Annotated in this window: 13 protein-coding genes; 8 read left to right on the plus strand and 5 right to left on the minus strand. The window is 48.7% G+C overall.

What is annotated here, in order from left to right; genetic code table 11:
- Positions 1-48: 48 nt before the first annotated feature.
- From ACOJS8_RS24230 to ACOJS8_RS24250, 5 genes are all read right to left on the minus strand, one after another.
- Complete coding sequence (locus ACOJS8_RS24230) at positions 49-168, minus strand: RagB/SusD family nutrient uptake outer membrane protein (RefSeq protein ID WP_420151139.1); 120 nt, start codon at positions 166-168, stop codon at positions 49-51.
- 49 nt (positions 169-217) lie between these two features.
- Entirely contained in the window at positions 218-499 is a 282-nt protein-coding gene (locus tag ACOJS8_RS24235) for a hypothetical protein (RefSeq protein WP_420151140.1), read from the minus strand.
- A gap of 22 nt (positions 500-521) precedes the next feature.
- Positions 522-908 carry an RNA polymerase sigma factor gene (locus ACOJS8_RS24240; protein WP_420151141.1) on the minus strand — a complete coding sequence of 129 codons (387 nt, stop codon included), beginning with the start codon at positions 906-908 and terminating at the stop codon, positions 522-524.
- Positions 803-1,132, minus strand: coding sequence for a hypothetical protein (locus ACOJS8_RS24245; RefSeq protein ID WP_420151151.1), 330 nt, complete (start codon positions 1,130-1,132; stop codon positions 803-805). Before ACOJS8_RS24245 ends, ACOJS8_RS24240 begins: the two co-directional genes overlap by 106 nt.
- 295 nt (positions 1,133-1,427) lie before the next feature.
- Entirely contained in the window at positions 1,428-1,943 is a 516-nt protein-coding gene (locus ACOJS8_RS24250) for a hypothetical protein (protein WP_420151142.1), read from the minus strand.
- Positions 1,944-2,232: 289 nt separating this feature from the next.
- Here ACOJS8_RS24250 and ACOJS8_RS24255 point away from each other — a divergent pair, with 289 nt between their 5' ends.
- The 8 genes from ACOJS8_RS24255 to ACOJS8_RS24290 all read left to right on the plus strand — a co-directional run.
- The gene (locus tag ACOJS8_RS24255; RefSeq protein WP_420151143.1) at positions 2,233-4,659 is read left to right on the plus strand and encodes an ABC transporter permease; all 2,427 of its coding nucleotides are present in this window, start codon (positions 2,233-2,235) and stop codon (positions 4,657-4,659) included.
- 85 nt (positions 4,660-4,744) lie between these two features.
- Positions 4,745-7,141, plus strand: a complete 2,397-nt coding sequence (locus ACOJS8_RS24260) for an ABC transporter permease (protein ID WP_420151144.1) — start codon at positions 4,745-4,747, stop codon at positions 7,139-7,141.
- Positions 7,142-7,246: 105 nt separating this feature from the next.
- Positions 7,247-9,712: an ABC transporter permease gene (locus ACOJS8_RS24265; protein ID WP_420151145.1), complete on the plus strand. Its 2,466-nt coding sequence runs from the start codon at positions 7,247-7,249 to the stop codon at positions 9,710-9,712.
- A gap of 70 nt (positions 9,713-9,782) precedes the next feature.
- The gene (locus ACOJS8_RS24270; protein WP_420151146.1) at positions 9,783-10,415 is read left to right on the plus strand and encodes a hypothetical protein; all 633 of its coding nucleotides are present in this window, start codon (positions 9,783-9,785) and stop codon (positions 10,413-10,415) included.
- 11 nt (positions 10,416-10,426) lie between these two features.
- Positions 10,427-12,880, plus strand: coding sequence for an ABC transporter permease (locus tag ACOJS8_RS24275; protein ID WP_420151147.1), 2,454 nt, complete (start codon positions 10,427-10,429; stop codon positions 12,878-12,880).
- 225 nt (positions 12,881-13,105) lie between these two features.
- Positions 13,106-15,538: an ABC transporter permease gene (locus ACOJS8_RS24280; protein WP_420151148.1), complete on the plus strand. Its 2,433-nt coding sequence runs from the start codon at positions 13,106-13,108 to the stop codon at positions 15,536-15,538.
- Between the two features lie 75 nt (positions 15,539-15,613).
- Positions 15,614-18,037, plus strand: coding sequence for an ABC transporter permease (locus tag ACOJS8_RS24285; RefSeq protein ID WP_420151149.1), 2,424 nt, complete (start codon positions 15,614-15,616; stop codon positions 18,035-18,037).
- A 95-nt stretch (positions 18,038-18,132) separates the two neighbouring features.
- Positions 18,133-19,976, plus strand: a 1,844-nt coding sequence (locus ACOJS8_RS24290; RefSeq protein ID WP_420151150.1) for an ABC transporter permease, incomplete at its 3' end; no start/stop codon positions are given.

Genomic DNA, 19,976 nt, shown 5'->3' on the forward strand with positions numbered 1-19,976 from the left:
TTGAGCTCCCTAAAAATCTACGCTTTGAGGAAGCGGGTTAACGAATGATTAATAACCAGGGTTTTGTGTCAGGTTCGGGTTGGCATCCAGATCATTCTGCGGAATCGGCAGCAGAATATGGAACGGTTGAATAGTCGGGTTTCGGGCGAAACTCGTCTCTGCTTTCACGGCCTTGATCAAACGTCCGGTGCGCAACAGATCAAAGCGACGGCTATTTTCAAATACTGTCCTGCGACAGGAAGGTTCGAGGCTGGGCGTTTTCGTTAGTAATTTCGGTATAATCTGTAGCCAGTACCGGGCTCATTTCTCTCAATAAAGTATTTTTCCGAAGACTAATCTTCTCAGAATTTGACTTTTGCAGGTGGAAAAAGGCAAAATAACCCCCGCCCAGAATCAGCAAAATTGTAGCGGCTACGCACATAGCCGGTCTCCGCCAGAAGGGAATCACAGCAGGCTGGCTCTCGTGAACGATGCTGGCAAACATATTTTCCAGTTCCATTGGCGAAAGACCGGTATATTTTTCAGAACGTCACATCGCCCAGCCAGTTTGTCAGCAGCAGAGCAGCCACCCAATTCTCCCGAAATGTTTTAAAGGCCGATTGTAACAAATTGGACACCGATTGTGGATTGAAACTCATAATTTCAGCGATTTCGTCCCGGTTAAGATTCTGATAATAACGCAGATAAATGACCTCGCGCTGCCGTATTGGCAATTGATTTAATGAATCCGAAATACGCTGGGTCGTCTCAGCCAGACTTTCCTGCTCAATTACCGACCATTCGGGAGAGAACTCCACAAAGGTTAGATCGTTTTCGAAATCGGTGGCTTCTTCGTCCCGATTGCTACGTTGCCGAAACCCCTCCCGTAACACGCGTTTCCGCACGGAACCCAGTAGATAAGCCCGCACACTTTCCGGCGTACTGATACGTGTCCGACGGCTCCAGATTTCGATAAAAACTCCTGGACGCAGTCTTTCACGAAATCTTCGTCCCGAACGAATTTGTAGCCATAGTTTTGTAAAGCATTAAAATAGCGCTCAATCAGCTTTTTTAAACCCAACTCATTCCTGCCCTGTAACTGCGGCCAGTATAGTAGATCCAGATTGGCCTGAGTTTGTATGTGTGCTTTCATAGAAAACCCATTAAATGGCTTATTGATAAACACATAGGGAATTATTTTCTACCATACAAACCGACAATGGCCCAAACGATTCAACCTGCCAATCAACCAGAATGTGAGCTAAAAGAAAACCAGGACGTAATACTCAACTCAATCGTAATACATTGTATATCAATAAGTTACATTCAGTTTAAATTATCTACTTCAAACGCTTACAAAAGCCACAAGTCACAGTTTGAACGGCGGTTTGCAAAAAGTTTAATACCTGTCAACGCTATCAAGTTGTATACGAATAGTGCCAATCTGCTCAGAAATTATAGCCAATGGAAAGGCCAAACCAGGAACTAATATGGCTAGTGCTATCAACTCTTTTGGTCATTTTAATGAATGGTGTAAAACCAACACGTACCATTAAGCCCCCGGTTGGTTTTTGGTACCGATAACCTACACGAGGAACCGCGTATAGCGTAGTGTATCTTGCTGTAGAGCCGGAAGCATAAAAGCCAAAACTTTGTTGATTAACCCTGGTTAACCCGATCCCAAAATCGCCATGGTGATTGCCCTTTCCTGCCAGTGCGAACAGTTCGCCAATAAGAGCTATTGCCTTTTGGCCTCCAAAATAGGAACTACCTACTCGAAATCCATAGGCTTGTTTCTGCCTTAAAAACAGGAAACGCTCGTAGTTAAGGGAGTAAGCACCACCCGAACCCAGAACTTCCAGATAAACGGTATTACGTGGTCTGGCAGGGCTTTCAATCGTGAGCGTTTGAGCCACCCCAACCAAGGGTAAATACAGAAAAAGAAAAGCGAAAGCGTGTTTCATACTTGGTTAACTTGTAAACGGGTATAACCTACTGCTAATAGCAAAGCACGCCATAAGTAACTAAAAATAATATTTATTAACATCATTTAACGTAGCTAATAATCCTAATCCCGTAGGTCATTCTACGCGCTCTGCTCCCGCTCCTCTCCTCTGTCCGCATCTGTACGACTAGCGTCCGTTTGCGGACATTCTTTTTATAGGCAACCAATAAACTTATTGAAAATCAGTAGTTTAAATTTCTGGTACAGCATTTGGGCAACTATATGTGGCGCCAAATTCACTGTCAGTTATGATACGTAACTATTTGCTGATTGCTTTTCGCAACCTGCGGAGATACAAAACGTTCAGTTTCATAAACATTACGGGTGTGGCTGTCGGGCTGGCCTGTTTTCTGCTGATTGCGCTTTACGTTCGGGATGAACTAAGCTACGACCGCTACAATACACATGCCGACCGCATCTATCGCGTCAGCCGGACATTCCTCTCGTCGGAAGGCGTACCTTCGCTACGTCTGGCGCAGTTAGCTCCCCCGTTCGGTCCGCTTATAAAACAGGATTTTTCGGAAGCTGAACAGGTGGTACGTACCATCGATAACAATGGCCTGATCCGTTACGGCGAACATTCGTTCAACGAAAAAAATATCTTTTTTGCCGAAGCCAACCTGTTTAAAGTATTTGATTTTAATCTGATCAGCGGCAACCCCGATCATGCTTTAGAAAATCCGTTTTCGATTATGTTCTCCCGACCAATGGCGGAGAAGTACTTCGGAAAAGAAAACCCCGTTGGAAAAACGGTTCGATTCAACAATCAATTTGATTTTATCGTTACGGGCGTCTTCGAGCCGCTGCCCGCACAGTCGCATTTTCACCCTAGCTTTCTGGCCTCGTTCACTACGTTCAACGATAATCGAGTTTATGGCGCCGAAGGTTTACGATCAAACTGGAGCAATAACTCATTTAATACCTATATACTACTCAAGCCAAACCGCGACGGCGGACCGGTTGACCCACAACGTATTGAAGCGGCTTTTCCGGCCTTTCAGGATAAACATGTTCCGGCAGAAGAAGGATCGAATCCATCAAAGTGGTCGGTGTTAAATCTTCAACCGCTGACAAGCATTCACCTGCGTTCACACACTGATTCGGAGATTGAGCCAACGAGCGATATTACGTACATCTATCTGTTTTCGGCCATTGGTTTGTTCATTTTGTTGATTGCCTGCATCAACTACATGAATCTGGCAACAGCCCGTTCGGCGGGGCGGGCCAAAGAGGTTGGGATGCGTAAGGTTGTAGGGGCCTTACGCACTCAACTTATTGGTCAGTTTTTGAGCGAATCCATTGTGCTGGTTATGCTGGCATTGAGTATTGCTATCGTCCTGGTGATGCTCTGCCTGCCCGCGCTAAACGATTTTACCCAGAAACAACTCTCTTTTCAGCAATTGCTCGATCCGGTTTTTCTGGGCGTTCTCATTGGCATTACGTTACTAACCGGTCTGGTAGCCGGCAGCTATCCGGCTTTCTTCCTGACGTCGTTTCAGCCGCTGGGTGTATTGAAAGGCAAAATTGCATCGACCATGCGTACGGGCAAACTTCGGCAAGTGCTGGTTGTTACGCAGTTCTCCATAGCCATTGTGCTCATTATCAGCACCGCTGTGGTCTATAATCAGATGAAATACATTCAGGATTATCGGCTGGGTTATGCCAAAGACCAGGTTCTTCTTTTACGCGATGTCGGCGATTCGACCACCAACTACGAAACGCTCAGGCAGCAACTGGTGCAAACGGGTGTTGTGCGCGACATGGGGCGCTCGTCGCGGATTCCGTCGGGCCGTCTGCTCGACTCTTATGGCGCAATGGCCATGAAAGGCGATACGATGGCTCCGGTCAAAATTAACCTGCGGGGATTGAGTGTCGATTATAATTTCATTCCGGCTTATCAGATCGGTATGGCTGCCGGACGCAATTTCTCCCGTGCTTATTCGACCGATACGTCAATGGTGGTGCTGAACGAAACGGCCGTGCGGCAATTGGGCTGGACACCCGAACAGGCCATTGGTAAACCGTTCAATTATGGTCCTGCCAAAGGTCAGATTATCGGCGTAACGAAAGACTTTCACTTTGAGTCGCTTCATCAGGATATGGCGGCAATGGCGATGATTCTACGCCCTGAACCTGCTCAGCTTAACTGGCTGTCGATACCGCTCAATGGTACTGTTTCAGAGGCCATCAAGCGGGTCGAATCTGTTTACAAACAGTATTTCCCGCAACAGCCATTTGACTACCAATTTCTGGACGAACGTTTCGATCGGCTCTACGCCCGCGAACAAACGCAACAGACGCTGTTTAGTATCTTTGCGGGCGTTGCTATTCTGATTTCGTGCCTGGGCCTGTTCGGTCTATCGATGTTCATGGCCGAGCAACGTACCAAAGAAATCGGTATCCGGAAGGTGCTGGGCGCATCCGAAGCGAGTTTAGTGGCGCTGTTCTCAAAAGACTTCATGAAACTGGTTATTGTGGCGCTGATTATTGCCTCGCCCATTGCCTGGTACGCAATGAGTACCTGGTTAAGTGATTTCGCTTATCGTACTGACATCCATTGGTGGGTGTTCCTGCTCGCCGGTGGCCTGACGGTCCTCATTGCCCTCTTAACGGTGAGTTTTCAGAGCATAAAAGCCGCGCTGACGAATCCGATTAAATCACTACGTAGTGAATAGCAGAGGGCATAGGGTTTAGGCAGAGGGCGGTCCGTCGTCGTCATGGTAAACCCAATTCAGCCCTTCATTCCAAACCCCATGCCCTATGCTCACAAACTATCTTAAAATCGCCTGGCGGAATTTAGTTAAAAACCGGTCGTACGCGTTGATCAACGTAACGGGACTTGCACTCGGCATTGGCAGCGCCATGCTGATTTTTGCCCTGGTTCGCTACCATTATCGCATCGACCGGCATCACCAGAAATATGACCGTATTTACCGGATAACCACAACATTCTTCTCACCTGCGGGGGAATTCCATACGCCCGGCGTTCCCTATGTATTCGGGAAAACACTACGTAACGATCATCCGGAAATTGAAAATGTAGCGATGATTGATCAGGAAGAGGAACCTACCGTAGTGATTCCGATGGCGAAGGGTCCCGACAAAAAATTCAAAGAAACGGACGGGATAGGCGCCTTTGTTGAGCCGACTTATTTCCGCATCTTCGACTACGAGTGGGTAGCGGGCGGCCCGGCCGATCTGACTCAGCCGAATACGGCGGTACTCAGCGCTAAAAGTGCCCAGAAATACTTTGGCACGACCACAAACGTGATCGGTAAAACCGTCAAACTCGACGGCCGTCTGAACCTACGCATTGTTGGCATTTTCTCTGATTATCAAGACAATACCGATTTCCCCTATTCGATTATGCCGTCGTGGGCTAGTCTTAAAGAATATCGGGGAAGCGATGATAACGGGTTCGATGATACGAACAGTAGTACGCAGTGCTACGTAACGCTGAACGAGCGGTTTACGCAGGCCGACTGGGACCGGCAGATGCTGGCGTTTGTCAGGAAAAATAAGCCGACCGGGGTTAAAGACACCCGGTTCCCGATGCAGCCGCTGAGCGCCATTCATTTCTCGACCGATCATGGCGGTGTTAGTAAAGGACTGATTTTATCGCTGTTCATCATCGGTGTTTTTCTGATCATCACGGCCAGCATCAATTTTGTGAATCTGGCGACGGCGCAGGCGCTTACACGGTCGCGGGAGGTAGGTGTTCGGAAAGTGATGGGCAGCACGCGACCTCAGTTGTTCTGGCAGTTCATGGGCGAAACCGCCCTGATCACCCTTGTGGCAACGGCAATTGCTATCGGACTTTTTCAGATTGGGCAAGACCTCATTCAGGAAAATTTATCAGGTGCGTTCAAGTTCACCTTCTATTTTACGCCATCCGTTATTGGCTGGCTGGTTCTGCTGGTTGTTGGAGTCATTGCCCTATCGGGTATTTATCCGGCTCTGGTGCTGGCAGGTTTTCGACCGGTGATGGCGCTGACGGGCAAAATAACCTCGCAACAAGTGGGCGGCTTTTCAGTACGCCGGGGCCTGGTCATTACGCAATTCGCTATCTCGCAAATACTGATTATCGGTCTGATCGTCGTTACGAGCCAATTGACATTTGTGCAAACTAAAGATTTAGGTTTCCGAAAAAACGCCATTCTGACCATTCAGTTGCCTTCTGTGCCTGTTCAGGACGTAACGAAACTGAGTACGTTCCGTAACCTGGCCACCAGCGTTCCCGACGTTGAGAAGTTCAGCTACTCCATGAGTGGTGCCCCACAGTCAGGCTGGACAAGCTCAACTGGTCTGAAATATGACAATCGGCCGAAAAACGAAGATTTCAGTATTCAGCGAAAATACATCGATGCCAATTACCTCGATTTATACGGCCTTAAGGTTGTGGCTGGCCGAAACCTCTACCCGGCCGATACGTCCCGCGAAACACTGGTCAACGAAATGTTCGTCCGCAAACTAGGGCTAAGTAATCCGAATCAGGTGTTAGGCAAACTCTTACATGTTGACGGGAAAAAGCTGGAAATAATCGGCGTTGTCAAAGATTTCAACCAGGAGGTACTCAAAACAGCCATTAGTCCGCTCTTCCTGACAACAAGGGCGAACCGGTATTACGCGGCTAATGTGCAGCTTCATTCGGGTAATTTTCAGCGGGCCATCAGCCAGCTGGAGAAGTTCTACAACCAAGTTTATCCGGATAGTTATTTCACCCATCAGTTTGTCGACGTTCAGATCGAACGCAGCTACCGCCAGGAACAGACAATGTCGAAACTGATCAACTTTTTTGCGGGTATTGCCATGCTGATCGGCTGCCTGGGGTTGTATGGTCTGGTGCTGTTTATGGCCACGCAGAAGACGAAAGAAATTGGGGTTCGGAAAGTGTTGGGCGCCAGCGTCGGAAGTATTGTATGGCTCTTTGGCAAGGAGTTCGCTCAGTTGATTGTCATTGCTTTTGTTGTGGCAGCACCCGTAGCCTGGTGGATTATGAACAAATGGTTACAGGGCTTTGAATATAAAATCGATTTTGGTTCTGGTATTTTTGCCATTGCGATTCTGGCAACTGTGCTGGTAGCGGCTATAACGGTGAGTTTTCAAAGCATAAAAGCCGCGCTCATGAATCCGGTGAAGAGTTTACGTAGTGAATAGCAGAGGGCATTGGGCTCGGGGAATAGGGCGGTCCGTCGTCACGGGAAACTTAATGCTATCCCTTCACCCCGAACTCCACGCCCTATACCCAAACCCCTATGCCCCATGCTCACAAACTATCTCAAAATCGCCGTCCGTAATCTGCTGCGTAGTAAGTCGTTTTCGGCCATCAACATCTTCGGCCTGTCGGTTGGGATGACTTGCTGCATGTTGCTCCTGCTGTACATACGTAGTGAATTGTCGTACGATAAGCATCAGCAACACGCCAGTCGGTTGTATCTTATGGCTCAGGAAACAATCATTGGCCGGGGAAACAAGGGAGCCGAAAGCGACAAGAATTCGACAGCATCAGCCCCGTATGCGTTTGCGCTGAAGTCGGAGTTTCCGGAAATTGAACAGGTAGCCCGTTTATGGATCAATATCATTGACGACAAAGCATTACTACAGGTGCGCGAAGGCGGCAAAGCGGTTAAATCGTTTTACGAAACGAAAGGCTATCAGGTCGATTCTACTTTTTTCGATTTGTTTTCGTACCAATTCACGGAAGGCAATCCACGTACCGCGCTGGCCGATCGAAATTCCATAGTGCTGTCGGAAGAAATTGCCCACAAACTGTTTGGTACTACGTCGGCGCTGAACAAACTGATACGTATCGGTGGTACGTCGGGCAATAGCGAAGACTTCAAAGTAACGGGTGTTTATCGCGATGAAAGTGCCCGTTCGCACATCGACGCCCGATTTTTTCTGCCCATGTCTGCGGGCTGGGTTGGCGGTTTTCTGCGCGAATCCAAACTGGATTTTTGTTGCAACAATATGTTCGTTACGTATCTGAAACTGAAACCGGGTTCGAGTGTGGATCAGTTGCAGCAGAAGTTTCCGGCCTTTATGAATAAGTACGCCAGCAACGATTTGAAGAATGTGGGTTTCGACAAAAAATTGTTTCTGGTTCCGGTGCCGGACCTACACCTTTTCGATGAGCTGGGAAGCGTCGTCACGCCCACCAACAGCACTACGTATCTGTACATTCTGGCGTCGATTGCTCTGTTTACCTTATTAATTGCCTGCATCAATTTTATGAATCTGAGTACGGCCCGTTCGGCCAAACGGGCGGCAGAAGTTGGCGTTCGGAAAGTGATGGGTGCAGAACGCGGTTCGCTGATTGGACAGTTTCTGGGTGAGTCGATCGTTCTGTCGTTCCTGGCGCTGGCTATTGCCCTTGGCCTGGTTGTGATGCTGTTACCCGTCTTTAATCAACTAACAGCCAAAGCTTTGCAGGCATCCGAACTATTCGACCCACGTATTGCAATGGCGTTTCTTGGGCTGGCGTTGCTAACCGGTTTACTAGCGGGTAGTTACCCGGCTTTTTATCTCTCGCTGTTCAACCCGGCGCAGGTGCTGAAAGGCAAATTTGTCAACAACTTATCGGCCGTTGCGCTACGTCGGGGGCTGGTGGTGTTTCAGTTTGTGATTTCGGTTGGACTGGTACTTGCTACGTTCGTCATTCAGGAACAGATGCGCTTTTTGCGGAACAAATCGCTGGGATTTACGCAGGATCAGCAGATTGCTGTCCCGCTTAGCAGTAAGGAAGCTCATGGCATTTATACTACGTTTCGAAGCGAAATTTTACAGAACAATCAGATAGTAGGTGCCGCCGGAACTCAGTATTATCCCGGCATTAATAACGCAACTGATTTTCTCCTGTATAAGCCCGAACAGAGTGCGCTGAACGGTCAGAGTGTTAAAACCAATCGGGTTGATTACGACTATCTGCAAACAATGGGCTTTAAACTGGTTACGGGCCGTATGTTTTCCCGCCAGTTTCCGGGCGATACGAACAATCGGCTCGTGGTCAATGAAGCCACCTTACGTAAATTTCAGATTCCGGTTAACAAGGCTATTGGGCAGAAACTTAATTTCGACTGGCAGGGGACAACGCTCCATTTCGAAATTGTGGGCGTACTGAAAGATTTCCACTACGAAAACCTGCATCAGACCATCGAACCGTTCACGTTTCTGCTGAACAGCCAGCCTGATTACAATTATATCATTGTGCACGTCAATACGGACAACATGGCGAACGTATTGAATTTTATGGAACAGAAATGGAAAGCGTTACGCCCCGACGAACCGTTTTCATACACCTTCCTGAACGAAGATTTCCAGAAGAATTACGAAGCCGAAGCCCGCACGTCGCGCATTGTCAGTTACTTCACAGCCATTTCCATTCTGATTTCGTGTCTGGGTCTGTTTGGACTGGCGGCTTTTGCGGCTCAACAACGTACCAAAGAGATTGGCGTACGGAAAGTGCTGGGCGCATCGGTCATGAACATCGTCTTGCTGCTGTCCAAAGACTTTTTAAGACTGGTGGTTATCGCTATCCTGATTGCCTCACCGATAGCCTGGTGGGCGATGAACAAATGGCTACAGAATTTTGCCTACAAGATTACCATTCCCTGGTGGATCTTCGTTGTGGCTGGCCTTCTGGCAACAGCCATTGCCTTTATTACAGTCAGTTTCCAGAGTATCAGAGCCGCCCTGATGAACCCGGTCAAATCGTTACGATCTGAGTAGCTTAGGGCAGAGGGCCTGGGAGTAAAGGCAAATGTATGTCATCCCAAACCCACGCAAAAACACAAAACCCATGAAAACACTCCTTACCACAATTCTTGCGCTGACCGGCTCATTGGCATTCGCGCAAAAACATTCGTCGATCAACAGTTACATCAACGACGACGAAAAAAATCTGTCAATCCGCGTACACGGTACGGTCGATGGAAAATCGATTCATTACGACCGTAGTATCGACGTATCGGGTATGACTTTGGATCAACGAAATGCCCTGCGCGAACGCATTCTGGACTCACTGAATATCCAAACACCCGAGCCGCCGGAGCCCCCCCAACCCGTTAGTGCCACCATCGATGAGCCAGTTGCTCCTGTAGCGCCGAGAGCACCAAAGGCACCGAAAGCGCCAAAACCTCCTCGTTTTGATAGCAGTGAATCGATAACGATAGTAGGCAGCGATAGCCCAACGGTTGTCGCAACGAATGGCAGCGTCCAGACTACCGCTGTAGGTGGTGAGCACCCATTCACCAAAGAAGTGACGTACGATTCAGATTCCGGAAAACTGTATTTACGCTATCGATTCGAGAAAGATGGCGAGGACACTACGTACGAACGGACCATCAACGCCCGTGGCAAGTCGCAGCAGGAACGGCAACGTATCATTGAAGGCGTTGAGAAAGAAATCGGCTTACCTAAAAGTGGGAAATAATTCAAACGACAATGTTGCGTAATTACCTTAAAATCGCGGTACGTAATCTATGGAAAAACAAGGTTTTTTCGGCTGTTAATCTGGTGGGGCTAGTCGTGGGAATTACCGCCTGCCTGATGATTTTAGAATACGTTAGTTTTGAACTGAGCTTCGACCGGTTTCAACAGGACTTTAACCGAATTTACCGCGTTACGAACGACCGTTTCCAGCAGGGAAAACTTGTTCAGCATGGCACCATTACGTATCCGACCATTGGCAAAACAATGGCGAAGGATTACGATGAGATTGACGCTTATACGACCATCGTGGGAAGTGGACGTATCAAATTGCGTCGGGAGAAGGCGCTTTACCCGGAAGAAAATACCCTATTTGCCGATGACCATTTCCTGACATTTTTCACGTTCCCGATGCTGGCCGGCGATCCCAAAACGGCCCTGAAAGCCCCGAACAGCCTGGTGCTGACAGAAAGCAATGCAAAACGTATTTTTGGCGTTCAGCCAGCCGATTACGCCAAGCTGATCGGTAAAGCGCTCTTTGTAGATTTGGATAGCGTTCCTTACCAGATCACGGGGATCATCAAAGATGTTCCTGCTACGTCGCATCTGCAATTTGGCGCGCTGATTTCCTACGAAACGCTGGTCAGAACCTGGGGTGACTGGGTAAAAACGAGTTGGGACGGCTCCGATATGTGGCATTACCTGAAGCTCAAACCAACTGCGGATGCGGTGGCTCTGGAGCGAAAATTTCCGGCTTTCAGCGAACGCTATTTCAAAGGCGACAAAGTTTCGGGCAGCGTCGAAAAATTCTATCTCCAGCCGTTACGTAAGGCCCATTTGTATTCCGATTATGAGTACGAAATCGGCGTTGTCAACAACGGGAAAGCCGTCTGGACAATGTTGATTATTGCGGCTTTCATTCTGCTCATTGCCTGGATCAATTACATCAATCTCGCTACGTCCCGATCGCTGGAACGCGCGAAAGAAGTGGGCGTTCGCAAAGTAGCGGGCGCAACTGGAAACCAGCTTATTTTCCAGTTCCTGTCAGAGTCGGTGTTGTTAAATCTGCTGGCGCTGGCCCTGGCGCTGATGCTGACCGTATCCCTGCAACCGCTTCTAAACGAACTCATTGGACGTCCTCTTTCGCTTTCGTTGCTGATCGGCACGGGTTACGGCGGCAGCCTGATGGCCATTACGTTAGCCGGAATATTTTGCCTAGGGATGTTTTTGTCCGGCTACTACCCAGCCTTCGCTATTTCTGCCTTCCAGCCAATCAGCGTTCTGAAAGGGAGTTTCAAACGATCGGGTTCGGGCGCCTGGGTCCGGAAATCGCTGGTGGTGTTTCAGTATACCGCATCAGTTGTGCTCATTATCGGTACGTTCGTTGTGTTCCGGCAAATCAACTTTATGCGCAACCAAAACCTGGGCTTCAACATGGAGCAGATGCTGGTGGTTACTGGCCCCGACATGACTCGCTGGGATTCAACATCGATTGACCGTATCAACAGTTTCAAAAACGATCTCCGGCACTATCCCTCCGTTAAAGCAGCCGCAGCATCCGTCAACCTGTTTGGAGACCGGCTGCCGCGTACGTTTAACGTCAAGCGAACTGGCTCTAACGCTGAAAAGGGCGTAACGATTAGTCGTATGGGTGTAGATTTCGACTTTTTCAGTACGTACAAAATTAACCTGCTGGCCGGTCGGGATTTTCGTGTAACGGATTCGAACGCAAACCCTGCCAAAGTAACCAACATGATCCTCAACCGATCGGCAGCCGAACTGCTGGGCATTAAGAATGCTACGTCGGCGGTCGGAGAAAAAGTCAAATTATTTGGTCGGGACTGGGAAATTGTAGGTGTCGTCAGCGATTTTCATCAGCAGTCGTTACGTCACTCGATTGAGCCGATTATTTTCCAGCCGTTTTATACCAACGGCGGCTATTATTCCCTGAAAGTTGCCACCAATGATCTGAACCAGACGATTGATCTGATCAAACAACGGTACCAGACATTTTTTCCGGGCAACAACTTCTCGTATTTCTTTATGGATGAGCAGTTTAACCGGCAATACCATGATGATCAGATTTTCGGTAAAATCACCAGTTTCTTCTCGCTGCTGGCTGTCCTGATTGCCTCGCTGGGCTTATTTGGCTTATCGTCGTACACCATTGCCCAACGCACGAAAGAAATCGGTATCCGTAAAGTGCTCGGCGCGTCCGTTTCGGGTATTGTGGCTCTACTCTCGAAAGATTTTCTGAAACTGGTTATCGTGTCCATTGCGATTGCGTCGCCCATTGCCTGGTACATGGCCAATCAGTGGCTCCGTGAGTTCGCTTACAAAATCGATATGGGCTGGTGGATCTTCGTGCTGGCGGCTGTCTGTGCCATTGGCATCGCTTTTTTGACCGTCAGCTTCCAAAGTATCAGAGCTGCGCTCATGAATCCGGTGAAATCACTACGTTCCGAATAGCAGAGAGCATGGGGGTTGGGGTGAAGGGGGCATCCTATGCCCAATGCTTCACGCCCTTTGCCAACAATTGTACTTCTGTCCGCAACTGGCCGTCTTACGTCCGTTTGCGGACAGAAGTGCGTTACGCCATAAATACAAATCACTGAAATACAATAACTTAAAATCGTGGTACGTCATTTGGTCGAATTATAACGGCACGGGTTACAAGCACTGCGTCTATGCCTTATGTTAACAAACTACTTTAAAATCGCCTGGCGAAACCTAGTCCGCAAACGAGCCTTTACGTTGCTGAACACACTCGGTCTGAGTGTGGGCGTAGCGGCTGCACTGCTGCTCTTTCTGGTGGTACGTTACGAGCTAAGTTTCGACAAATTCCACACGCAATATGATCGAATCTATCGGGTGGCCCGGCACGAAGTTTACTCAAATGGAAGCGATGAATTTACGCCGGGTAGTGCATTGCCCGTAGCGGCAGCGCTCAAAGCTGATATTCCTCAATTCGAAAAAATTGTACCGGTTTTCGGTACGCTCGACCCGCAGGTAACGGTGCTGGGAGCCGATGCAAAGGCAACCAACTCGAAAACGAAATTCATCGAGAAAAACGAAGGATTGCTGGTTGAACCCGACTTCTTCAAGCTGTTCAATTTCCGCTGGATTCTTGGTCGTCCCGAGTTACTGGAGCGCCCGAACGTAGCGGTTTTGTCGAAGACATACGCAACGAAATATTTCAGCGATTATCAGCAGGCCATCGGCAAATTTATACGTATCAACAACCAGACAACCATGCAGGTGGTAGGCGTACTGGAAGATGCGCCGAAGAATACTGACTTCCCGATGAATCTGGTTATTTCGTACGCATCGAAGCGGGCAAAACCCGACTTATTTGGTTTTGGTACGTTCGATAACTGGAACAGCACGAGCAGCAATGACCAGATTTTTGTGTTGATGCCCGAAAAGTTCTCGGTCGCTACGGCCAATTCATTGCTCGACAAATTCTCGCATAAACATTACGATGCCCGAAAGGCGAACCATAAGAAAACGCATTTTCTGAGCCCGCTGGCCGATATGCATTACGACGACCGGTTCAGCAATTTTAAAAGTAAAACTGTGCCCAGAGAGCGGATCCAGAATATTGCTACGGTAGGTATTCTCATTCTGCTTATGGCCTGCATCAATTTCATCAATATTTATTCGGCACTGGCTACCCGACGCGCCAAAGAGGTTGGGGTTCGGAAAGTATTGGGCAGCCAGAAATCTCAGTTGGTAGTTCAGTTTCTGACCGAAACATTCCTGGTTGTGCTGACGTCGATGGTACTAGGGGTTACGTTAGCCTATTTAGCACTCCCGCTGCTTGAGAAAGTGTTTGATGTACCAGCCAATCTATCGACTTATCTGGACTCCGGTCTGGGCCTTATGCTGCTGGGGTTGTTGCTTGCCCTAACGCTGCTGTCCGGTCTGTATCCATCGCTGATTCTATCCTCATTCTCACCGCTGGAGGTATTCCGCAAAAACCTGTCGAAAGGCTGGATGCAGGGTGTATCGCTACGTCAGGGATTAATTGTTTTCCAGTTCGCTACGGCGCTGGTACTGATCATCAGCACGGTTATTAATCTACGCCAGATGAGTTACCTCAGCAAACTTGATCTGGGCTTTACGAAAGAGGGCGTACTGACGCTGAATATGGATACCGAATACCGCAGCCGTTACGCTACGTTCCGTAATGAGCTGATGCAACTCCCTGACGTAAAAGCCGTCTCGTTTTCATCCGATCACCCATCGTCCGACAATAACTGGCAAAGCAATTTCAGCTTTACCAATCTGTCGAAAGACGAAGATTTCCAGCTTTCGATGAAGATGGCCGACGGTGGCTATTTTGCTACGTATGATCTAAAATTCCTGGCGGGGGCGCCGTATGCCATCAATGATACGCTCACCAAGTTTGTGGTCAATGAAACGCTGCTCAAAAAGCTTGGCATTAAAAATCCCGAATCAGTCCTCGGTCGGAAGTTGCGCATGGGCGGTCTGGAACCCGCTCCTATTGTGGGCGTGGTGAAAGATTTCCATACCAGTTCGGCCCGTGAAGCCATTAACCCGATGTTAATGATGATTTCCGACAAATATTACTGGAGCGGTGGGGTTAAAATTCAGTCAAAGAATTTACCACAAACGGTAGACCGGATTAAAGCTGCTTACGAAAAAATCTTCCCGGAGGTAGCGTTTGATGGCCAGTTTTACGATGAAAGCCTTAACAATTATTACAAAGCGGAGCATCAGATGGGTATGCTTTCCCGGGTTTTTGCCGGTTTAGCGATTTTCATCGCCTGTCTGGGCCTGTTTGGTCTGGCTGCATTTACGGCTGAGTCGCGCACGAAAGAGATTGGCGTGCGAAAAGTGCTGGGCGCTTCGGTATTCAGCATTATTTCGCTACTCTCTAAAGATTTCCTAAAGCTGGTGGTGGTTGCCATTGTTCTTGCATCACCTATCGCCTGGTATCTGATGCGGTCGTGGCTAGAGGATTTTCAGTACAGGATTGCGATTGAATGGTGGGTATTTGCGCTGGCCGGTACGTTAGCCATTGCCATAGCCTTACTGACGGTGAGTTTCCAGAGTATCAAAGCCGCGTTAACAACTCCGGTGAAATCACTACGTTCTGAATAGCAGAGGGCGGTCCGTCGTCGCGGTAAAACCCATCCAGTTCTTCACCCCAACCCCTCTGCCCATAACCCTACCACTATGCTTACAAACTACATAAAAATCGCCTGGCGGAATCTGCTTCGCAATAAAGCCTTTTCGGCCATCAACATTGTCGGACTGGCGCTCGGTCTGGCTACGTGTCTGCTTATCAGCTTATTTCTGCTGGACGAGCTAAGCTACGACCGATACAATGCCAAAGCTAACCGGATTGTGCGCATTGTGTTTCACGGAGTTATGAACGGTGGAGAAATCAACGAAGCCAGTATAATGCCGCCGGTTGCGCAGACGCTGAAAACGGACTATCCAGAAGTGGAAGAAGCGACCCGGATTCGTACAGCGGGCTCACCGGCGATTACGGTTGGCGAAAAAACGTTTCGGGATAATCAGCTAGCCTACGTTGATTCCAATTTTTTTCAGGTGTTCACCCTGCCGCTTATCCGGGGCGATGCTAAAACGGCATTGAATCAGCCCGGTACGGCAGTTATTACGCAGGAAATGGCCCGAAAATTTTTTGGCAACGAAAATCCGATTGGTAAATCCTTGCTCATCAAAAGCTGGAATACGCCGTTTCGGATAACTGGCCTTATTGACAAAGTACCGACCAATTCCCATTTTCATTTCGACATGTTTATGTCGATGGCAGACGTATCCGATGCGAAATCACCTTCCTGGATGACGTCAAGTTATTACACCTATCTGGTGCTGCCTGATGGCTATGACCCCAAACAACTGGAAGCCAAACTGCCACAGATGGTAAACAAATACATGGGGCCGCAAATACAGCAGGCGTTTGGAATGAGTATGAGCCAGTTCCGGCAGAAAGGGAACGACCTCAGTTTCCGGCTGCAACCCTTAACCGACATCCATTTACACTCCAATATAACGGCAGAACTGGCGCCTAACGGCGATGTTCAATACGTGTACATTTTCGGAGCTATTGCGCTGTTTATGTTGCTGATTGCCTGCATTAACTTCATGAATCTGAGTACGGCTGGAGCTTCGAAACGAGCGAAGGAAGTCGGGATTCGCAAAGTGATGGGTTCGTTGCGGCAAAGTCTGACGTATCAGTTTCTGATCGAATCGCTGCTGCTGACTATGCTTGCGCTGGTGCTGGCCGTCGGCATCGTGTACCTGGCGTTACCGCTCTTTAATGAACTGGCGGGAAAAACGCTGGCGCTAAATTTTGGCGATAGGGTCTGGCTCTTTCCCGGCCTGCTGCTGCTTGGTGTGCTGGTAGGCATTCTGGCCGGAAGCTATCCGGCATTTTTCCTGTCGTCTTTCAAACCAATCGCCGTATTGAAAAGCACCAAATTTACGGGCGACCGGAAAAGTATCAGCCTGCGTAGCGGGCTGGTAGTGGTTCAGTTTTCTATCTCCATTATTCTGATGATTGGGACTACGGTTGTCTACCGGCAGTTGAGTTACATTCAGAACAAGAAGTTAGGCTATTCCAAAGAGCAGGTTCTGGTGTTGTCCGATACGTGGCAGCTTAACCAAAAAGAAGAGGTTTTCCGAAACCAGATTTTGCAGGACCCGCGCGTTGTTAGTGTCAGCACGTCGGGCTATCTGCCAGCGGGGCCAAGCTACAGTAACAACTTTATGGTTTACCCGGAAACCAACGCTAGCCAATTGGTAAAAACACTTCGCTACGACGTTGATTACGAATACATTCCAACCCTGGGCATGCAGCTATCGGCTGGTCGAAATTTCTCCAGAGAGTATGGTACTGATTCGTCGGGCGTGATTTTGAACGAAACCGCTGTAAAAACATTCGGCTGGAACAATACCGCCTTAGGGCGTACGATTACACACTCAGAGAACGATGGCAAAAGAAAGACGTATCGAGTTGTGGGCGTGGTGAAAGATTTCCATTTCCGGTCATTACACGAATCGATTTCTCCACTGGTGATGACCCTCGGACGTAACAACGGAACGGTCATTATCAAGGCAAAAACCAAAGATATGTCTGGGTTATTGGCCTCGATGGAGAAAGAATGGAAAAAATTTGCTCCCGACGCACCCTTTATGTATTCGTTCCTCGACAAGCGATTCAACGATACGTATCTGGCCGAACAGAAGACCGGACGCATTCTGGGCATTTTCGCGGGGCTGACCATTTTCGTCGCCTGTCTGGGCCTGTTTGGTCTGGCTACGTTCACGGCTGAGCAACGCACCAAAGAAATCGGTGTGCGCAAGGTACTAGGTGCCAGCGTCACCAGTATTGTTGCGATGCTTTCCAAAGATTTTCTCAAACTGGTAGCTATTGCCATTGTACTGGCAACGCCAATGGCCTGGTACGCCATGAATAAGTGGCTACAGGCGTTCGCTTACAAGATTGATATTACGTGGTGGATGCTCATACTGGCGGGTGCGCTGGCCGTAGTGATTGCGCTGCTGACGGTGAGTTTCCAGAGCATCAAAGCTGCACTCATGAATCCGGTAAAATCATTACGTTCCGAATAGCAGAGGGCTGGGGTTTGGGCATAGGGCGGTCCGTCGTCATGGTAAACCCAATCCAGCTCTACACCCCAACCCCTCTGCCCCATGCCCCTATCGCTATGCTAACGAACTACATAAAAATTGCACTACGAGTGTTCAGGAGAAATAATATCTTCTCACTCATCAATGTAGTAGGGTTGGCCGCTGGGTTGGCCGTAGCGTTGCTCATTATTCAGTACGTACGGTTCGAGTTAAGTTATGAGAATACCAACCCCTTGATGAATCGGATTGTGCGACTCTCCATGGACTATTTGAACGGGAGCACAGTCGACGACCAGGATGCGGAAACGTATCCTCCGATTGGGCCCAAAGCCAAACGGGAAATGAATGAAGTCGTTAACTACACCCGTGCCAAACCGTTCAGCAAAAACCTGACGATTCAGATTGGCGATACGTATTACCTGGTCGATAAAGCGCTGGCGGTCGATTCTTCGTTCTTTTCAATGTTCAGCTACCCCCTTATTCGGGGAACCCAAACTAATATTTTTACAAGACCCCGGCAGGCTGTTCTGACGAAAACAATGGCGTTGACTTACTTCAAGACGCTGGATGTGCTGGGTAAAACCCTGAAAATTTCCCGACCCGAAAACAGCATCCTGCTGGAGATCGTGGGCGTAGTGCCCGACAGTCCGGCCAATACGCATCTGAAATTCGATATGCTTTTCTCCTACCCGACGATGTGGTCGGACTTTGGCCAAAGAGAAGAAGATTGGAACAGCAATAATACGTATACCTATGTGCAACTGGCCCAAAACACCAGTTACGAACGGTTTACTAAATCGCTGGCTGCTTTTAGTGATCGACTGCTCACCGAGAAGAAAATAATCAGCGAACGGGTAATCGGCCAGACGATTGGCGATATTCACCTGTACTCCCATAAAACCTATGAAGCGGAACCGAATGGGGAAGCACGGTCGGTGTATTTTTTGCTGGGTGTAGCGTTTCTGGTACTGGTTAGCGCCTTTGTCAACTACGTCAATCTGACTACATCCAAAGCCCTCGATCGTGCGCGTGAAATTGGCATGAGAAAGGTTGTTGGCTCCACCCTGGGCCAAATAAGAACGCAGGTTTTTCTGGAAACGGTGCTGATCAATATCGTTGCCGGAGCGCTGGCGGTGGGGTTAGTAGCGGGCCTTCGTTCTGCGTTCGTTCAGGTAGCCGGTTTGCCCGAAGGTTTTAACGTATTTGGCGACGTATTTTTCTGGAAAAGTCTGGTGGCCTTTCTCGTATTGAGTAGTTTTCTGTCGGGATTTTATCCGGCCATTGTCCTGTCTTCATTCGATCCGGTTACGGTACTTAAAGGGAATTTCTCGCATTCAGTGAAAGGCACCGTTCTTCGTAAGTCACTGGTCATTTTCCAGTTTACGATTACGCTGGTTCTGCTGACACAAACGTTCGCCGTTTACCAGCAGGTGGCCTTTTTGCGGGAGCAGAACTTAGGAATTACGATTGATCATACCCTGGTGGTGAAAGCTCCGGCGGAAAAAAATGCCCGACAGGATTATGGTGCGTTTCGACAAATGCTGCTCAATCAATCGCAGGTAAAATCGGTGTCCGTTTCCGGCTCCGTACCGGGCCTGGAGTCTTCTCAGATGGCTACAACCACGGGAATCAATTTGTCTGACGCCATTAAGAAAACGAACTACAACTATTATCTGACCCCAATCGACACTTCGTTTATTAACTTAATGGGCATGCAATTACTGGCTGGCAAAAACTTCGATGCTACGACCCGAGCTGGTTTTTCGGATACCACCGATCGACAACTGATTGTTAATGAGGAAACGCTACGTCTATGGGAAATCCCAAATCCCCAGGAAGCCATCGGCAGGCGGGTCGACTTGTGGGGACACAAAGCAACGATTCGAGGGGTTGTCAAAAATTACCACTATGAGTCGCCAAA

It is taken from the genome of Spirosoma sp., assembly GCF_048594605.1.
Lineage (GTDB): Bacteria > Bacteroidota > Bacteroidia > Cytophagales > Spirosomataceae > Spirosoma.

Coding starts and splice junctions, on each gene's coding strand:
- ACOJS8_RS24280 (WP_420151148.1), top strand. CDS start 13,106: ATGTTAACAAACTACTTTAAAATCGCCTGGCGAAACCTAGTCCGCAAA.
- ACOJS8_RS24265 (WP_420151145.1), top strand. CDS start 7,247: ATGCTCACAAACTATCTCAAAATCGCCGTCCGTAATCTGCTGCGTAGT.
- ACOJS8_RS24260 (WP_420151144.1), top strand. CDS start 4,745: ATGCTCACAAACTATCTTAAAATCGCCTGGCGGAATTTAGTTAAAAAC.
- ACOJS8_RS24255 (WP_420151143.1), top strand. CDS start 2,233: ATGATACGTAACTATTTGCTGATTGCTTTTCGCAACCTGCGGAGATAC.
- ACOJS8_RS24285 (WP_420151149.1), top strand. CDS start 15,614: ATGCTTACAAACTACATAAAAATCGCCTGGCGGAATCTGCTTCGCAAT.
- ACOJS8_RS24250 (WP_420151142.1), bottom strand. CDS start 1,943: ATGAAACACGCTTTCGCTTTTCTTTTTCTGTATTTACCCTTGGTTGGG.
- ACOJS8_RS24270 (WP_420151146.1), top strand. CDS start 9,783: ATGAAAACACTCCTTACCACAATTCTTGCGCTGACCGGCTCATTGGCA.
- ACOJS8_RS24235 (WP_420151140.1), bottom strand. CDS start 499: ATGGAACTGGAAAATATGTTTGCCAGCATCGTTCACGAGAGCCAGCCT.
- ACOJS8_RS24275 (WP_420151147.1), top strand. CDS start 10,427: ATGTTGCGTAATTACCTTAAAATCGCGGTACGTAATCTATGGAAAAAC.
- ACOJS8_RS24245 (WP_420151151.1), bottom strand. CDS start 1,132: ATGAAAGCACACATACAAACTCAGGCCAATCTGGATCTACTATACTGG.